The 13200-nt window shown below is 67.5% G+C and carries 16 protein-coding genes and 1 pseudogene; 13 read left to right on the top strand and 4 right to left on the bottom strand.

The window, feature by feature from the left end; all coding sequences use genetic code 11:
• The first annotated feature begins 10 nt into the window (after window positions 1–10).
• The 13 genes from FHY50_RS11055 (at window position 11) to FHY50_RS10995 (ending at window position 11404) form a co-directional block, all read left to right on the top strand.
• Window positions 11–1258, top strand: coding sequence for a glutamate-5-semialdehyde dehydrogenase (locus tag FHY50_RS11055; RefSeq protein WP_140230773.1), 1248 nt, complete (start codon window positions 11–13; stop codon window positions 1256–1258).
• A gap of 19 nt (window positions 1259–1277) precedes the next feature.
• On the top strand, window positions 1278–1901 hold the full coding sequence (locus FHY50_RS11050; RefSeq protein WP_180345112.1) for a nicotinate-nucleotide adenylyltransferase: 624 nt from the start codon (window positions 1278–1280) through the stop codon (window positions 1899–1901).
• A gap of 8 nt (window positions 1902–1909) precedes the next feature.
• A complete protein-coding gene (gene rsfS / locus FHY50_RS11045) occupies window positions 1910–2296 on the top strand; it encodes a ribosome silencing factor (RefSeq protein WP_140230772.1) in 387 nt (128 codons plus the stop codon).
• Between the two features lie 12 nt (window positions 2297–2308).
• A complete protein-coding gene (locus FHY50_RS11040) occupies window positions 2309–2731 on the top strand; it encodes a 23S rRNA (pseudouridine(1915)-N(3))-methyltransferase RlmH (RefSeq protein ID WP_140230771.1) in 423 nt (140 codons plus the stop codon).
• A 4-nt stretch (window positions 2732–2735) separates the two neighbouring features.
• Window positions 2736–3890, top strand: a complete 1155-nt coding sequence (locus FHY50_RS11035; protein ID WP_140230770.1) for a murein hydrolase activator EnvC family protein — start codon at window positions 2736–2738, stop codon at window positions 3888–3890.
• Window positions 3891–3993: 103 nt separating this feature from the next.
• A complete protein-coding gene (locus FHY50_RS11030; RefSeq protein ID WP_140230769.1) occupies window positions 3994–5337 on the top strand; it encodes a S41 family peptidase in 1344 nt (447 codons plus the stop codon).
• Between the two features lie 10 nt (window positions 5338–5347).
• Window positions 5348–5827: a disulfide bond formation protein B gene (locus FHY50_RS11025; protein ID WP_140230768.1), complete on the top strand. Its 480-nt coding sequence runs from the start codon at window positions 5348–5350 to the stop codon at window positions 5825–5827.
• Complete coding sequence (locus FHY50_RS11020; protein WP_140230767.1) at window positions 5827–6363, top strand: demethoxyubiquinone hydroxylase family protein; 537 nt, start codon at window positions 5827–5829, stop codon at window positions 6361–6363. Before FHY50_RS11025 ends, FHY50_RS11020 begins: the two co-directional genes overlap by 1 nt.
• Window positions 6364–6416: 53 nt before the next feature.
• Window positions 6417–6818, top strand: a complete 402-nt coding sequence (locus FHY50_RS11015) for a hypothetical protein (protein ID WP_140230766.1) — start codon at window positions 6417–6419, stop codon at window positions 6816–6818.
• Between the two features lie 65 nt (window positions 6819–6883).
• Window positions 6884–8323: a hypothetical protein gene (locus tag FHY50_RS11010; protein ID WP_140230765.1), complete on the top strand. Its 1440-nt coding sequence runs from the start codon at window positions 6884–6886 to the stop codon at window positions 8321–8323.
• A 39-nt stretch (window positions 8324–8362) separates the two neighbouring features.
• The gene (locus FHY50_RS11005; RefSeq protein WP_140230764.1) at window positions 8363–9610 is read left to right on the top strand and encodes a putative DNA modification/repair radical SAM protein; all 1248 of its coding nucleotides are present in this window, start codon (window positions 8363–8365) and stop codon (window positions 9608–9610) included.
• 96 nt (window positions 9611–9706) lie between these two features.
• Window positions 9707–10183, top strand: coding sequence for a hemerythrin domain-containing protein (locus FHY50_RS11000; RefSeq protein WP_140230763.1), 477 nt, complete (start codon window positions 9707–9709; stop codon window positions 10181–10183).
• Between the two features lie 66 nt (window positions 10184–10249).
• Window positions 10250–11404 (top strand): acyl-CoA dehydrogenase family protein, encoded by a 1155-nt coding sequence (locus tag FHY50_RS10995; RefSeq protein WP_140230762.1) that lies wholly within the window; start codon window positions 10250–10252, stop codon window positions 11402–11404.
• Window positions 11405–11410: 6 nt separating this feature from the next.
• On the opposite strand, the gene FHY50_RS14490 is transcribed toward FHY50_RS10995, so the two are convergent.
• The 4 genes and pseudogenes from FHY50_RS14490 to FHY50_RS10975 all read right to left on the bottom strand — a co-directional run bounded on the left by FHY50_RS14490 (window position 11411) and on the right by FHY50_RS10975 (window position 13185).
• Window positions 11411–11791, bottom strand: a complete 381-nt coding sequence (locus tag FHY50_RS14490; RefSeq protein WP_208402836.1) for a nitroreductase family protein — start codon at window positions 11789–11791, stop codon at window positions 11411–11413.
• Window positions 11792–11898: 107 nt separating this feature from the next.
• Window positions 11899–12081: pseudogene (locus FHY50_RS14535) on the bottom strand (nitroreductase family protein); the annotation flags it as partial.
• Between the two features lie 2 nt (window positions 12082–12083).
• A complete protein-coding gene (locus tag FHY50_RS10980) occupies window positions 12084–12866 on the bottom strand; it encodes an enoyl-CoA hydratase-related protein (RefSeq protein WP_140230759.1) in 783 nt (260 codons plus the stop codon).
• A gap of 37 nt (window positions 12867–12903) precedes the next feature.
• The gene (locus FHY50_RS10975; protein WP_140230758.1) at window positions 12904–13185 is read right to left on the bottom strand and encodes an ETC complex I subunit; all 282 of its coding nucleotides are present in this window, start codon (window positions 13183–13185) and stop codon (window positions 12904–12906) included.
• Window positions 13186–13200 lie beyond the last annotated feature (15 nt).

The following is a 13200-nucleotide window of genomic DNA, read 5'->3' as shown; positions in this document are numbered from 1 at the left end:
AACTTGTAGCATGATGGAGTTCGATCTCGCCCCGATGTGCGTGGCGGCCCGCGCCGCCGCCGGCCAGCTTGCCGCGATGCCGACCGCGCGCAAGGCGGACGGACTGCGCGCCGCTGCCGACATGGTTCGCAATCGCGCCGCCGCGATCCTGGAGGCGAACGCGCAGGACATGGCACGCGCCGAGCAGGGGGGATTGACCGACGCATTGCTCGACCGCCTGCGGCTCGACACGGGGCGCATCGATGCGATGGCGCAGGGAATCGAGGCGGTTGCGGCGCTTGCCGATCCGGTCGGACAGCGCATTGATCGCTCCGAGCGCCCCAATGGGCTGGTGCTCGACCGCGTCCGCGTGCCGATCGGGGTGATCGGGATCATCTTCGAAAGCCGGCCAAACGTCACCGCCGATGCAGCGGCCCTGTGCGTGATGGCGGGCAACGCCGCGATCCTGCGCGGAGGATCGGAAGCGCGGGCAAGCAACGCCGCGATCCATTTAGCCTTCGTAACCGGGCTGGAGAGCGCGGGGTTGCCGCGCGATGCGGTGCAGCTGGTGCCGACCACCGATCGCGCGGCGGTGGGCGCGATGCTGGCTGCGGCGGGCGCGATCGACCTGATCGTGCCGCGCGGGGGCAAGTCGCTGGTCGCGCGGGTTCAGGCCGATGCCCGCGTGCCGGTGCTCGCGCATCTCGACGGCATCTGCCACAGCTATGTCGATGCCGCCGCCGACCCCGCCAGGGCGCGTGCGATCGTCGTCGATGCCAAGCTGCGGCGCACCGGCATTTGCGGTGCGACCGAAACGCTGCTGATCGATCGCGCCTTGCCCGATCCGTATACGATCGTAGCGGCGTTGCTCGAGGCCGGCTGCGAGCTGCGCGGTGATGCCGACGCGCAGGCGATCGATGCGCGTATCGGAGTGGCGACGGCACAGGATTGGGACACCGAATATCTCGCGCCGATTCTGTCGGTGGCGATGGTCGATGGAGTGGGCGGCGCGATCGCGCATATTGCGCGCCACAGTTCGCATCATACCGATGCCATCGTCACCGAAGATGCCGCCACCGCCGAACGCTTCCTCACCGACGTCGACTCGGCGATCGTGATGTGGAACGCATCGACCCAGTTCGCCGATGGCGGCGAGTTCGGGCTGGGCGCGGAAATCGGCATCGCCACCGGCCGCCTCCACGCCCGCGGCCCGGTCGCGCTCGAGGGGCTGACCACATATAAATGGCTGGTGCGCGGAACCGGACAGGTGCGTGGATAATGGCGACGACGGCGGTCTCTTGATTCGCATCGGGCTGCTCGGCGGATCGTTCAATCCGGCGCATCGCGGGCATCGCGCGATCTCGCTTGCGGCGCTGAGTGCGCTCGGGCTCGACGAAGTGTGGTGGCTGGTGTCGCCAGGCAATCCGCTCAAACAAGGTGCCGCCGATATGGCGCCCTTTGCGGCGCGAATGGCGTCGGCTCAGGCAATGGCGCGGCATGCACCGATCCGCCCCACCGCGATCGAGCGGCGGCTGGGGACGCGCTATACCGTCGATACGCTGCGCAAGCTGGTCGCGTTGCGCCCCAAGCACGACTTCATCTGGTTGATGGGCGCCGATAATCTGGCCCAGTTCGATCAGTGGAAAGGCTGGCGCGACATCGCGCGCACCATGCCGATTGCGGTGATCGCGCGTCCGGGCTATGAAGGGGATGCTCGCGCAAGTCCTGCGATGAGTTGGCTGCGACGGCATGTGCGCCCCGCAGGCCAGGCGAAGAACTGGACCAAGTGGAGATTGCCGGCCCTCGTGCTGCTGCGCTTCCGCCTCGATCCGACTTCGGCGACACGCTTGCGCGCCGCCGACCCAGCCTGGCACCGGCGTTTCGCGCCGCCCCGCCCGCAACCCGCACAGCCCCAGTCCTAGGAGCTCTCTTGGCCACATCCTCCGCTGCGTACCGCTCGTCCGACCCGCAAGGGGCCGAGGCGCTGCATCAGCTCGTCCTGACCTCGCTCGACGCCGACCAGGCCGAAGAGACGGTGTCGATCCCGCTCGCCGGCAAATCGAGCATCGCCGATTACATGGTGGTGGCATCGGGACGATCGACCCGGCAGGTGGCATCGATGGCGACCAAGCTGGCTGAGAAGATCAAGGCCGAATTCGGCCGACCGGCGCGGATCGAGGGGCTGCCCGGCGCGGACTGGGTGCTGATCGATGCCGGCGACGTGATCGTCCATCTGTTCCGTCCCGAAGTGCGCAGCTTCTACAATCTCGAGAGGATGTGGGCGTTCGGAGACGACGCGCCGCCCCAGACTCACTGATCCTGCCCCCGCGTGCTGCTGCATATCGTCGCGCGCGGGCGGATCGGGCGCGGGCCTGAAGCCGAACTGATCGACCGCTATCTCAAGCGGATCGCCTGGAACACGCGCATCACCGAACTGCCCGATCAGGGCGGCCGGATGCCGCCCTACGCCGCGGAGACCCGCCGGGTCCTGCTCGATGAAACGGGACGCGACCTTTCGTCGAAGGCCTTTGCCGATATTCTCGGGCGCTGGCGCGACGATGGCGTGCGCGAGGCGCGCTTCCTGATCGGCGCCGCCGACGGGTTCGGCGATGCCGACCGTGCGGAGGCCGATCTTCTGATCGCATTCGGGCGGCTGACCTGGCCGCATCTGCTGGCGCGCGCGATGCTGGCCGAGCAGCTGTTTCGCGCCACCAGCATCCTTGCCAACCACCCCTATCATCGCGAGGGGTGACGGCATGCGCGCCGTCCGCATTCTCGTTTTGGCAGGCGCCGCGACGCTGCTGCTGACCGCGCAGGCGGACCCATCGGCGGCGGATCGTGCGCGGCTTGCCGAGGCGCGGCGCGCTCAGGCGGCGGCGCTCCAACGCGCGCGAGCGCTCGAGGCGGGGGCGGAGCGGGCGCGTGACGCGGCCGCGCGCGCACGGGTCACGCAGGCGGCAGTCGCGGCGCGGGTGACGGCGGCGCAAGCGGAGACCGCCGCGGCGGAGGCAAGTGTCGCGTTGATCGAGCGCCGCCTGGCCTTCGAACGCAGCCGCCTGGCGGAGCGGCAGGCGCCGACGCTGCGGCTGGTCGCGGCGCTGCAGGCGCTGGCCCGGCGTCCGGCGATCGCCGCGATCGCGCAGCCGGGATCGACCGCCGATCTGGTGCATGTCCGTGCGGCGCTGGCCAGCGTCGTGCCGGTGGTCGCGGCGCGTTCGGCCGAGCTGCGCCGGGCAGTCGAGCGCGCGGACCGGCTGCGCATCGAGGCGAGCGGCGCGGCGCGGGCGCTGGCCGATGGGCGCGCCGCGCTCGAACGCGAACGAATCGCGCTCGTCCGCGCCGAGTCCGAAAGCCGGCTGCGCTCGGTCGCGCTGGAACGCACTGCACTGGTCGAGTCGGATAGGGCGCTGGCGCTGGGGGAGGATGCGCGCGACATCGTCGATCAGATGGAACTGGCGGGGATCGCCGCCGACACCCGCGCTTCGCTCGAGCGGTTGGACGGGCCGCTGCCGCGGCCGGGCGCGCGCGGCGTCGAAGTGCAAGGAGAAGCGCCGTATCGCCTGCCGGTCGCGGGCCAGCTCGTCACCGGGCTCGGCGAGGTGTCGGACAATGGCGTGCGCGCACGCGGGCTGACGGTGGCGACCTGGCCGGGGGCGATAGTGGTCGCGCCGGCGGCGGGTCGCGTCGTCTTCGCCCGCGCGTTTCGAAGCTATGGCGGCGTCGTCATCCTGGCGCATGGCGACGGATGGAGCAGCCTGGTGAGCGGGCTCGAGCGGGCCAGCGTGGAGCGCGGCGATCGCGTAGCCGCGGGCGATCCGATCGGCCGAGCGCCGGCCGGCGCTGCGCCGCGCATCACCACCGAGCTGCGGCGGCGCGGCGTCCCGATCGACCTGGTGGCGCTGCTGCGCTGACTCGCCGCTGCACCGATCGTCACTGCATCCTTTGATCGCGGCGCGAATGGCGCTATCATCGCCCCGAAGCCTGTATCAAAACCCCGTATCAAGAGTATCCCGCATGGCCCGTCCGCTGCTCCAGGCAACCGCGATCGCATCGGCGATGGCGCTCGTTCCGATCGCGACCGCGGCGATGGCGCAGGTCGATACCGACAGCTATCGCGAGCTCGACGTGTTCATGGACGTCTACAACCGCGTCAAAGCCGAATATGTCGAACCGGTCGAGGACAAGAAGCTGGTCGAAGGCGCGATCCAGGGGATGCTGGCGGCGCTCGATCCGCACAGCTCCTATGTCAATGCGCTCGATTTCGAGAATATGCGCATCCAGACCGAGGGCAATTACGGCGGCCTGGGCCTGACGGTCACGCAGGAAGACGGTGCGGTCAAGGTGATCGCTCCGACCGAGGATACCCCGGCCGATCGCGCCGGGGTCAAGGCCGGCGACTATATCACGCACATCGACGGCAAGCTGATCTTCGGCGAGACGCTGGATGCGGCGATTACCGAGATGCGCGGCGAACCGGGGACCAAGGTATCGCTGACGCTGGTGCGTCCGGGTCAGGACAAGCCGATCGACGTCACGATGATGCGCGAGATCATCGTGCAGAAGCCGGTCAAGTGGGAAGTCAAGGACGGCATCGGCATCGTCAACATCAACACCTTCTCGGCATCGACCGGCGCCGACACCCGCGCGGCGATGATGGCGATCGAGAAATCGCTCGGCAAGAAGCCGCTCGGCTATATCGTCGATCTGCGCAACAATGGCGGCGGGCTGCTCAACCAGGCGATCGAGGTGTCGGACGTGTTCCTCGAACGCGGCGAGATCGTATCGCAGCGCGGCCGTGCCAAGGGCGATATCGAGCGCTATTACGCCCGTCCCGGCGATCTGGCGAACGGCCTGCCGATCGTCGTGCTCGTCGATTCGGGGACGGCATCGGCGTCGGAGATCGTCGCCGGCGCGATCCAGGATCATCATCGCGGACTGGTGATGGGCGAACGCACGTTCGGCAAGGGATCGGTGCAGACGCTGCTCCAGCTCGGGCCGGAAAGCGCGCTCCGCCTCACCACCGCGCGCTACTACACGCCGTCCGGCAAGTCGGTGCAGGAAGGCGGGATCGAACCCGATTTGGTCGTGCCGCAGATTTCCGACCCTGACTACAAGGACCGGCCGGTGTTCCGCGAGGCCGATCTGCGCCGCCATCTGATCAACGAGGCTAAGGTCGACGACCGTACGCTTGAGGAGGATGACAAGACCGACCCGCGCTTTGCCGCCACCGCCGAGCAGCTCAAGAAGCAGGGAATCGAGGATTTCCAGCTGCATTATGCGCTGAAGACGATCGGCCGGCTTGGCACCGGGCCGCAACTGGCGCAGGCGAAGCCTGCTGCCACTCGCTCGGCGCGCTGATCCCGGCCGCGTGCGTGGACCCGGCCTGATCGCGGCGCGCTGGCTGGCGCTGCTGCTGCCGCTCGCGCTGATCGCGGGGGCGCTCGGCTCGCAATATCTGGGCGGGCTGTACCCGTGCGAGATGTGCCATTGGCAGCGCTGGCCGCATTATGGCGCCATCGCGGCGGCGCTGCTGGCGTTCTTCGTGCCGCAGACCAACAATCGCGTCGCGCTGGTGGTGCTTGCGGCGCTGCTGATCGCGCTGTCGGGAGCGATCGGCGTGTTCCATGCCGGGGTCGAATATCGCTGGTGGGATGGCATCACCGGCTGTTCGGCCGCGCCTTCGTCGGGTTCGGGCGACCTGCTCGCCGACATCATGGCCGCGCCGCTGACGCGCTGCGACGTGCCGCAATGGACCTTTGCGGGAATTTCGCTCGCCGGGTTCAACGCGCTCTTTTCGCTGGGCGGTGCCGTCGCCATCTTGGCGCTGTTGAAGCGAAAGGCGGGCTGATGGCACGATGGCGACCCGGCGACCGGCGCGAGCCGACCACGGCGATGATCCGCGTCGACCAGGCCGGAGAATATGGCGCGACGCGCATCTATGCCGGGCAATTGGCGATCATGGGCGATCATGTGCCGATGGCGCGTGCGATCGCCGGGATGGCCGAGCAGGAAGAACGCCACCGCGCCTTCTTTGACCGCATGATCGCCGAACGCGGGGTGCGGCCGACGGTACTGCAGCCTTTCTGGGACGTCGCGGGCTTTGCGCTTGGGGCAGTGACCGCGGCGATCGGACCCCGCGCGGCGATGGCATGCACCGTCGCGGTCGAGACCGAGATCGACCTGCATTATCAGCAGCAGCTCGATGCGCTGGGCGAGGATGATCCCGAGCTGAGTGCCGCGGTGCTGGATTTTCAGGCCGAGGAGCTGGAGCACAAACAGGCGGCGCTCGACCACGGCGCCGAGCAGGCGATCGGCTATCCGGTGATGTCGGCGCTGATCCGCGCCGGATGCCGCGTTGCGATTGCCGCGTCGAAACGGATTTGACCTCAAGCCGCGCTTCGTGCGTTGATGGATCGAGCAGAGTGAGGAGTGCGGTGATGAGCAAGATGTGGATGGTGGCAATCGCGGCGCTGGCCGTACCGATGCTCCCTGCCCCCGCCGCCGCGCAGAATGCGGTGCAGGACGGCGTACTGGTGATCTATGGCCAGGACCGCTGCCCGACGAACGCCGATGGCGAGGAGATCGTCGTGTGCGTCCGCCGCGGTGAAGCGGAGCGGTTCCGCATTCCGCAGGAACTGCGCCAGCTTGAGGTGACACCACAGAACGAGGCATGGGCCGAGCGAGTCGAATCGACCTTCGACGCCGGCGACAGCGGTATCGGCTCGTGTTCGGCGGTCGGTGTCGGCGGCGCGAGCGGCTGTTTCGGGCAGGCCGCGGCACGCAACAAGGCATTGCGCAAGGAAGCGGAGCGCGACGCCGCCAACCTGCCGCTGCCCTGACGCTGGCGCAGTCGGCATAGCGTCTGAAGCTGGCGCAGTCGGCACGCTGCTGCTAGGCGCGCCGCATGCAATCCCGCCGCCCGGATCGCCTGACGCTATTGCTGCTGTTCGCACTGGTGTGGGGATCTATCGCGGCGTTCGGGTCGTGGGAATGGAATCCCAACAACACTACGCGCCTGTTCGCCGCGATCTCGCTGGTCGAGGATGGCGACGCACGGATCGACGAATTCGCGCCGCTGACGATCGACAAGGCGACGTTCGACGGACACAGCTATATGGACAAAGCGCCGGGCACGACGCTGATGGCGCTTCCCGTGGTCGCGGCGGTGCACGGCGTCACCGGCGAACGCAGCGGCTCGCTCGGTTACGTCTTCGGCAACGAGGCGCTTGGCGGGTTCCTGAAACTTCGTTTGCGGCTGATAGTGGCGCTGATCATCGCGCCGCTGACCGCGCTGGCGGCGGTACTGCTCTATGATCTCGGCCTGGGCCTGACCGGCAACAGGGGCGGGGCGCTGTTCGGTGCGCTCGGTTTCGGCCTTGGCAGTCCGGTGTGGGGGTGGAGCACGACGCTGTTCGGGCATGCGCCGGTCACCGCGTTGCTGGTGGTGGCGATCTGGGCGATCCGGCGCGCGACCCGGCCCGGAGCGCGGCGACCGGTGCCGGGGTTCGCGCTGGCTGGCGCGGCGCTGGGCTGGACGCTGGTGATCGAGCATCCGGCATTGCTCGTCGGCGCACCGGTCGGGCTGTGGGGACTATGGCGTGCCGCGAGATTGTCGCCAGCCATGCGCAACCCCATGCTTGGCGCGGCGCTGGCCGCCGGGGTCGTCGCGCTGCTGCCGCTGCTCGGATATAATCTCGCCGCGTTCGGCACGCCGTTTCGCCTCGGCTACCAGGGCGTGGTGGGGTTCGAAGGGATGCAGCAGGGACTGTTCGGCCTCACCTATCCCAAGCCGGAAGTGCTCGCCGCCATCGTGTTCGGCACCGATCGCGGCATGATCTGGGTGGCGCCGGTCATGCTGCTGGCCCCGTTCGGGATCGCGCGGCTGATCCGTAACCCGGACACGCGCGACCTCGGCTGGCTGGCAGTGGGCGGGGCGGCGACGGCGTTTCTCTACAACGCCTCCTATTTCTACTGGAACGGCGGCAATGCGACCGGTCCGCGCCATACGCTGCCCGCTCTGGCCTATCTAGCGATCGGCCTGGCACCCTATTGGGCGGATATTGGCGGGCGGATCGGACGCTGGTTGGCAAGCGGGCTGCTGGCGCTGTCGATCGCCGTGAATGCAGTGATCGCCTCGGCGGAGGTCTTCGCACCCGACCCGGCGACCCAGCCCGGCCGCTCGATCCTCGATCTTGTGTGGCACGACCGCTTCGCGCGCGGATACCTGCGTACCATCGCCAGCGAATATGGCGGATGGACCCCGTGGCAGGGGTTCGAGGCATGGGCGATCGCAGCCGTCTTCCTGCTGGCATTGCTGATATTCCGTACCCGCCGCTTGACCTGAGTTGTAGACAAGCGATACTCGCGAACATATCACGAACGAATGGCCCAACTCGACACTCGGCAGAAACTGGCGATCCTAGCCGACGCTGCGAAATATGATGCGTCGTGCGCGTCGTCGGGGACCAGCAAGCGCAATTCCAAGGGCGGCAAGGGTATCGGGTCGACCGAAGGCATGGGCATCTGCCACGCCTATGCGCCCGATGGCCGATGCATCAGCTTGCTCAAGATCTTGCTGACCAACAGCTGCATCTTCGATTGCCATTATTGCATCAATCGCAAGAGTTCGAACGTCCGCCGCGCGAGGTTCACCGCGAGGGAAGTCGTCGATCTGACGCTCGCTTTTTACAAGCGCAATTATATCGAGGGGCTGTTCCTGTCGTCGGGCATCATCGGATCGTCCAACTACACGATGGAACAGATCGTCGAGGTCGCGCGCTCGCTCCGCGAGGACCATGATTTCCGCGGCTATATCCACCTGAAGACGATCCCCGATGCGGATCCCGAACTGGTGCGCCAAGCGGGAGTTCATGCCGATCGGGTGTCGATCAACGTCGAATTGCCCACGGTCGGCGGGCTCAAGCGGCTGGCACCCGAAAAATCGGCGCAGCGGATCGAAGGCGCGATGGGCGCAATGCGCGGGTCGATCGACGACACCGCCGACGCGCGCAAACGCTTCAAATCCGCGCCGCGCTTCGCGCCCGCGGGTCAATCGACGCAGATGATCGTCGGCGCCGATGCTGCGACGGACGGCGACATCGTTGCAAAAGCAGCATCGCTTTATGGTCGGTTCGAGCTTCGCCGGGTCTATTATTCGGCGTTTAGCCCGATCCCCGATGCCAGCGCAGTACTGCCGCTGCAGCGTCCGCCCCTGATGCGCGAGCATCGCCTCTACCAATCCGACTGGTTGATGCGCTTTTATGGCTATCGTCCCGACGAAGTGGCGCAGGCGACCGATGCCGCTACGGGGATGCTGCCGCTGGACATCGACCCGAAGCTTGCCTGGGCGCTCAAGTTTCGCGACCGCTTCCCGGTGGACGTTAATCGCGCCCCGCGTGAGGCGTTGCTGCGCGTGCCGGGGCTGGGGGTGAAGGCGGTCAATGCCATCCTCACGTCGCGGCGATGGCGGCGGCTTGCGCTCGCCGATGTCGCGCGGCTGACGGTGTCGATCGCCAAGGTGCGCCCGTTCCTGATCGCGCAGGACTGGCGCCCGGTCGCGCTGAGCGACCGCGCCGACCTTCGTCCGATCGTCGCGCCGGTGCAGCGCCAGCTCGAACTGTTCGCGGCGTGAAGTCGCGCCGCGCGACTTGGGGCTGATAGCGATTCGCAGGTGAAACCCGGCCGCCGCCGACGGGTTGGGGCCAGCACATTCAAGGGAGACGTTCCGATGGCCGATGCCCGCATCTTTGCCGACCTGAAGGCCGATCACGATCGCCACCGCGCGCTGCTGGCGCGGATCGATCAGGCAGATAGCGCCAAGCGCGAGGCGCTGTTCGAGGAGTTTCGCGTCGAAGTGACCGCTCATGCCGCAGCGGAAGAGGAGTCGCTGTACGCGACGATGCTTGCCGAGCCCGGCCTTCGCGACGAGGCACGGCATTCGGTGTCCGAGCACAAGGAGATCGACGATTTCTTCGGCGAGATGGCAGAGCTCGATACCGCGTCGTCGGCCTGGAAGGACAAGTTCGACGCGATGCGCCACCGCTACGAGCATCATATCGACGAGGAAGAGGAAGAGATGTTTCCCGCTGCGTCAAAGATCTTGTCGAGCGAGCAGGAAGCGAGGCTGGCCAACATCTTCGAGCAGCGCAAGCCCAAGGAGTTGCAGCGCGCGGAGGCAGAGGAGCCGGGCGACGACCGCGAATGAGCGATTGCCGCTTGACGGAATGCGTTGCGGTTTGAGACGGATGTCGTTCCTTGCAAAGGCGGCACCATGCATTTTCCCGAACCGGACTATCTCGCCGATGCCGAACTGCGGATGTTTCGCGATTCGGTAGCGACGTTCCTGGATCGTGCGGTCGATGCGGAGCGGGTGGCCAAATGGCGCGCCGACGGGCAGGTCGAACGGGCATTTTGGCACGAGGCGGGGCAGGCGGGCCTGCTCGGCGTGTCGGTGCCCGAGCACTATGGCGGCGGCGGCGGCGACTTTCGCCACGACCTGGTCGTGGTCGATCAGGTGCAGCGCAAGGGCATCGAAGGGTTTGCCGCCTCGCTGCACAACGTCATCATCACGCCGTACATTCAGCTGCACGGCACCGAGGAGCAAAAGGCGCGCTGGCTGCCCGGCCTAGCCAATGGCGATCGCGTCGCGGCGATCGCGATGAGCGAGCCCGGCGCGGGTTCGGACCTGCAAGCGATCCGTACGACCGCGCTCAAGGACGGCAACGGCTATCGCATCAACGGGTCGAAGACGTTCATTTCGAACGGCCAGCTCGCCGACCTGATCGTTGTCGTGGCCAAAACCGACCCGGCACAAGGCGCACGGGGCACGTCGCTGTTGATCGTGGAAACGGACGATGCCGAAGGATTCCGCCGCGGCCGTATGCTCGACAAGATCGGTAACGAGGCTCAGGACACGTCGGAGCTGTTCTTCGACGACGTCTGGGTACCGGCGCAGAATCTGCTGGGTGAGGCGGAGGGGCAGGGGTTTCGCCAGCTGATGGCCGAGCTGCCGCGCGAACGCCTGCTGATCGCGATCAACTCGGTAGCGGCGATGGAGCGCGCGCTCGAACTGACCGTCGAATATACCCGCGAGCGCAGCGCGTTCGGCCAGCCGATCTTCGAATTCCAGAACACCCAGTTCACGCTTGCCGACCTCTATGCCAAGGCGCGGGTCGCGGCCTGCTTCGTCAACGACTGCATCAACCAGGCGATCGCGGGCACGCTCGACAACCCGACTTCGGCGATCGCCAAGCTGTTCGCCACCGAGACCGAGGGGCAGGTGGTCGATGCCTGTCTCCAGCTGCATGGCGGTTATGGCTATATCAACGACTATCCGATCGCGCGGATGTTCCGCAACTCGCGCGTCAGCCGCATCTATGGCGGGTCGAGCGAGATCATGAAGCTGCTGATCGCGCGGGCATTGTAGCGCGCCTTACGCGTGGAAGGTGACCAGATCGCTGGCTGCGGCGCGGTCGGTGCGCGCCGCCGCAGAGGGATGGCCGGGATCGGGCCAGCCGAAACTGAGGCCGTACAGGCACAGCAGATCGTCGGGGATGCCGAGCACGCGCCTTACCGTTCCGGCAAAATGCCCCAGCGCGCCTTGCGCACATGACCCCAGCCCGTTGGCCGTCAGCGCCAGCATCAGCGTCTGGACGTACATGCCGACGTCGGACGCCTCGCGCATGCCGAAGCTGCGCGGCATGAAGAACAGCGCGACGTGCGGCGCATCGAACAGCTCGAAATTGCGGAGGAACGATGCCTGGCGCGCCGCGGCGTCGTGGCGGCCGACACCGGTCGCGGTGAACAACGCCACTGCCGCGCCGATCTTGCGCGCGCGATAAGGGGGTCGCCATAGCCGCCGGATGCCTCGACATCGGGCGAGGTGCGTCCGGCCTTGGCATCGTCCAGCAACGCCGCGCGCAACCGTTCGAGTGCGCTGCCCGACGCGACGTGCGTCACCCAGGGCTGGATGTTGCAATTCGACGGCGCCTTCGCCGCCACCTCGAACACCCGATCGAGCAGGTCGCGCGGGATCGGATCGGGCAGGAACCCGCGGACCGATCGCCGCTCGGCAACGATCGCGGCGAAATCGTCGGCGCGCATATTCACCTGCCGGTGAAGCTCGGCTTGCGCTTGGCGAGGAACGCTGCGACGCCCTCCGCATGGTCGGCGGTGCGGCCGGCGAGACGCTGGTGATCGCGTTCCATCGCCAGCGTCTCGGTGAAGCTCTGTGTCGCGGTATCCCGGATCCCGGCCCGGATCAGGCGATAGGCGGTGGTCGGGCCGCTCGCCAGCCGCCCGGCGATGGCCTGCGCCTCCGCCATCAGCGCGTCATCCTCCACCGCCTGGTAGATCAGCCCCCAATCCTGCGCCTGCTCGGCAGGAATGCGATCGGCCAGCATCATCATCGCGGTGGCGCGTGCGCGCCCTGCCAGCCGCGGCAACAGCCAGGTCGAACCGCAATCGGGAATCAGTCCGATATTGGCGAACGCCTGAAGGAAATAGGCGGAGCGGCCCGCCAGCACGATGTCGCCGGCCAGCGCGATGCTGCATCCCGCGCCCGCCGCCACGCCATTGACCGCGACGACCACCGGCACCGGCAGCGCCATGATCCGCTCGATCACCGGATTGAACCCCTGTTCGAGGCTGAGACCCAGGTCGTTGTCGGCGCCGGGCGCGCGGCCCAACAAATCGGCCCCGGCGCAAAAGGCGCGGCCGCTTCCCGTCAGCAGCAACACGCGTGCGCTGCCTTCGTCCCGGACGCGGTCGAGCGCGTCGCGGATCTCGGTCAGCGTGACGGGACCGGCGGCGTTCATCACGTCCGGCCGGTCGATCGTCAGCGTGGCGATGCCGTCTGCGGTGTCGAAGCGGATGTGCGAATAGGTCATGCCGCTTGGTGCCTGCTGCCCGCCGATCCGTAAAGTGTTACCGGAAGTTGTCGGCGTAGGCCTGAAGCTTCAGCGTGCGGACGGGGGCGGGGACGACGTGGAAGGCGACACCCTCGCGCTCGGCATAGGCCTTGGCCGCGTCGAGCGTGGGGAAGGCCAGCTTGACCTGGTTTCGCGTGTCCCCCGATCCCGCCCAGCCGGTCAGCGGATCGGCGCGCTTGGCTTCGCTGGGTTCGAATTCGAGGACCCATTCCTGCGTGCGGGCACGGCCCGACGACATCGCGTTCTTGGGGCGTTGATAGATGCGGGCAGTCGGCACGGCGTTCCTCCGGAG

Origin of the sequence: Sphingomonas japonica (assembly GCF_006346325.1) — a bacterium.
GTDB lineage: Bacteria > Pseudomonadota > Alphaproteobacteria > Sphingomonadales > Sphingomonadaceae > Sphingomonas > Sphingomonas japonica.
This window is presented reverse-complemented; position numbering and strand designations above follow the sequence as displayed.

Coding starts and splice junctions, on each gene's coding strand:
- FHY50_RS11010 (WP_140230765.1), top strand. CDS start 6,884: ATGCAATCCCGCCGCCCGGATCGCCTGACGCTATTGCTGCTGTTCGCA.
- FHY50_RS11030 (WP_140230769.1), top strand. CDS start 3,994: ATGGCCCGTCCGCTGCTCCAGGCAACCGCGATCGCATCGGCGATGGCG.
- FHY50_RS11000 (WP_140230763.1), top strand. CDS start 9,707: ATGGCCGATGCCCGCATCTTTGCCGACCTGAAGGCCGATCACGATCGC.
- FHY50_RS11015 (WP_140230766.1), top strand. CDS start 6,417: ATGAGCAAGATGTGGATGGTGGCAATCGCGGCGCTGGCCGTACCGATG.
- FHY50_RS11055 (WP_140230773.1), top strand. CDS start 11: ATGATGGAGTTCGATCTCGCCCCGATGTGCGTGGCGGCCCGCGCCGCC.
- FHY50_RS11035 (WP_140230770.1), top strand. CDS start 2,736: ATGCGCGCCGTCCGCATTCTCGTTTTGGCAGGCGCCGCGACGCTGCTG.
- FHY50_RS10995 (WP_140230762.1), top strand. CDS start 10,250: ATGCATTTTCCCGAACCGGACTATCTCGCCGATGCCGAACTGCGGATG.
- FHY50_RS10980 (WP_140230759.1), bottom strand. CDS start 12,866: ATGACCTATTCGCACATCCGCTTCGACACCGCAGACGGCATCGCCACG.
- FHY50_RS11005 (WP_140230764.1), top strand. CDS start 8,363: ATGGCCCAACTCGACACTCGGCAGAAACTGGCGATCCTAGCCGACGCT.
- FHY50_RS11020 (WP_140230767.1), top strand. CDS start 5,827: ATGGCACGATGGCGACCCGGCGACCGGCGCGAGCCGACCACGGCGATG.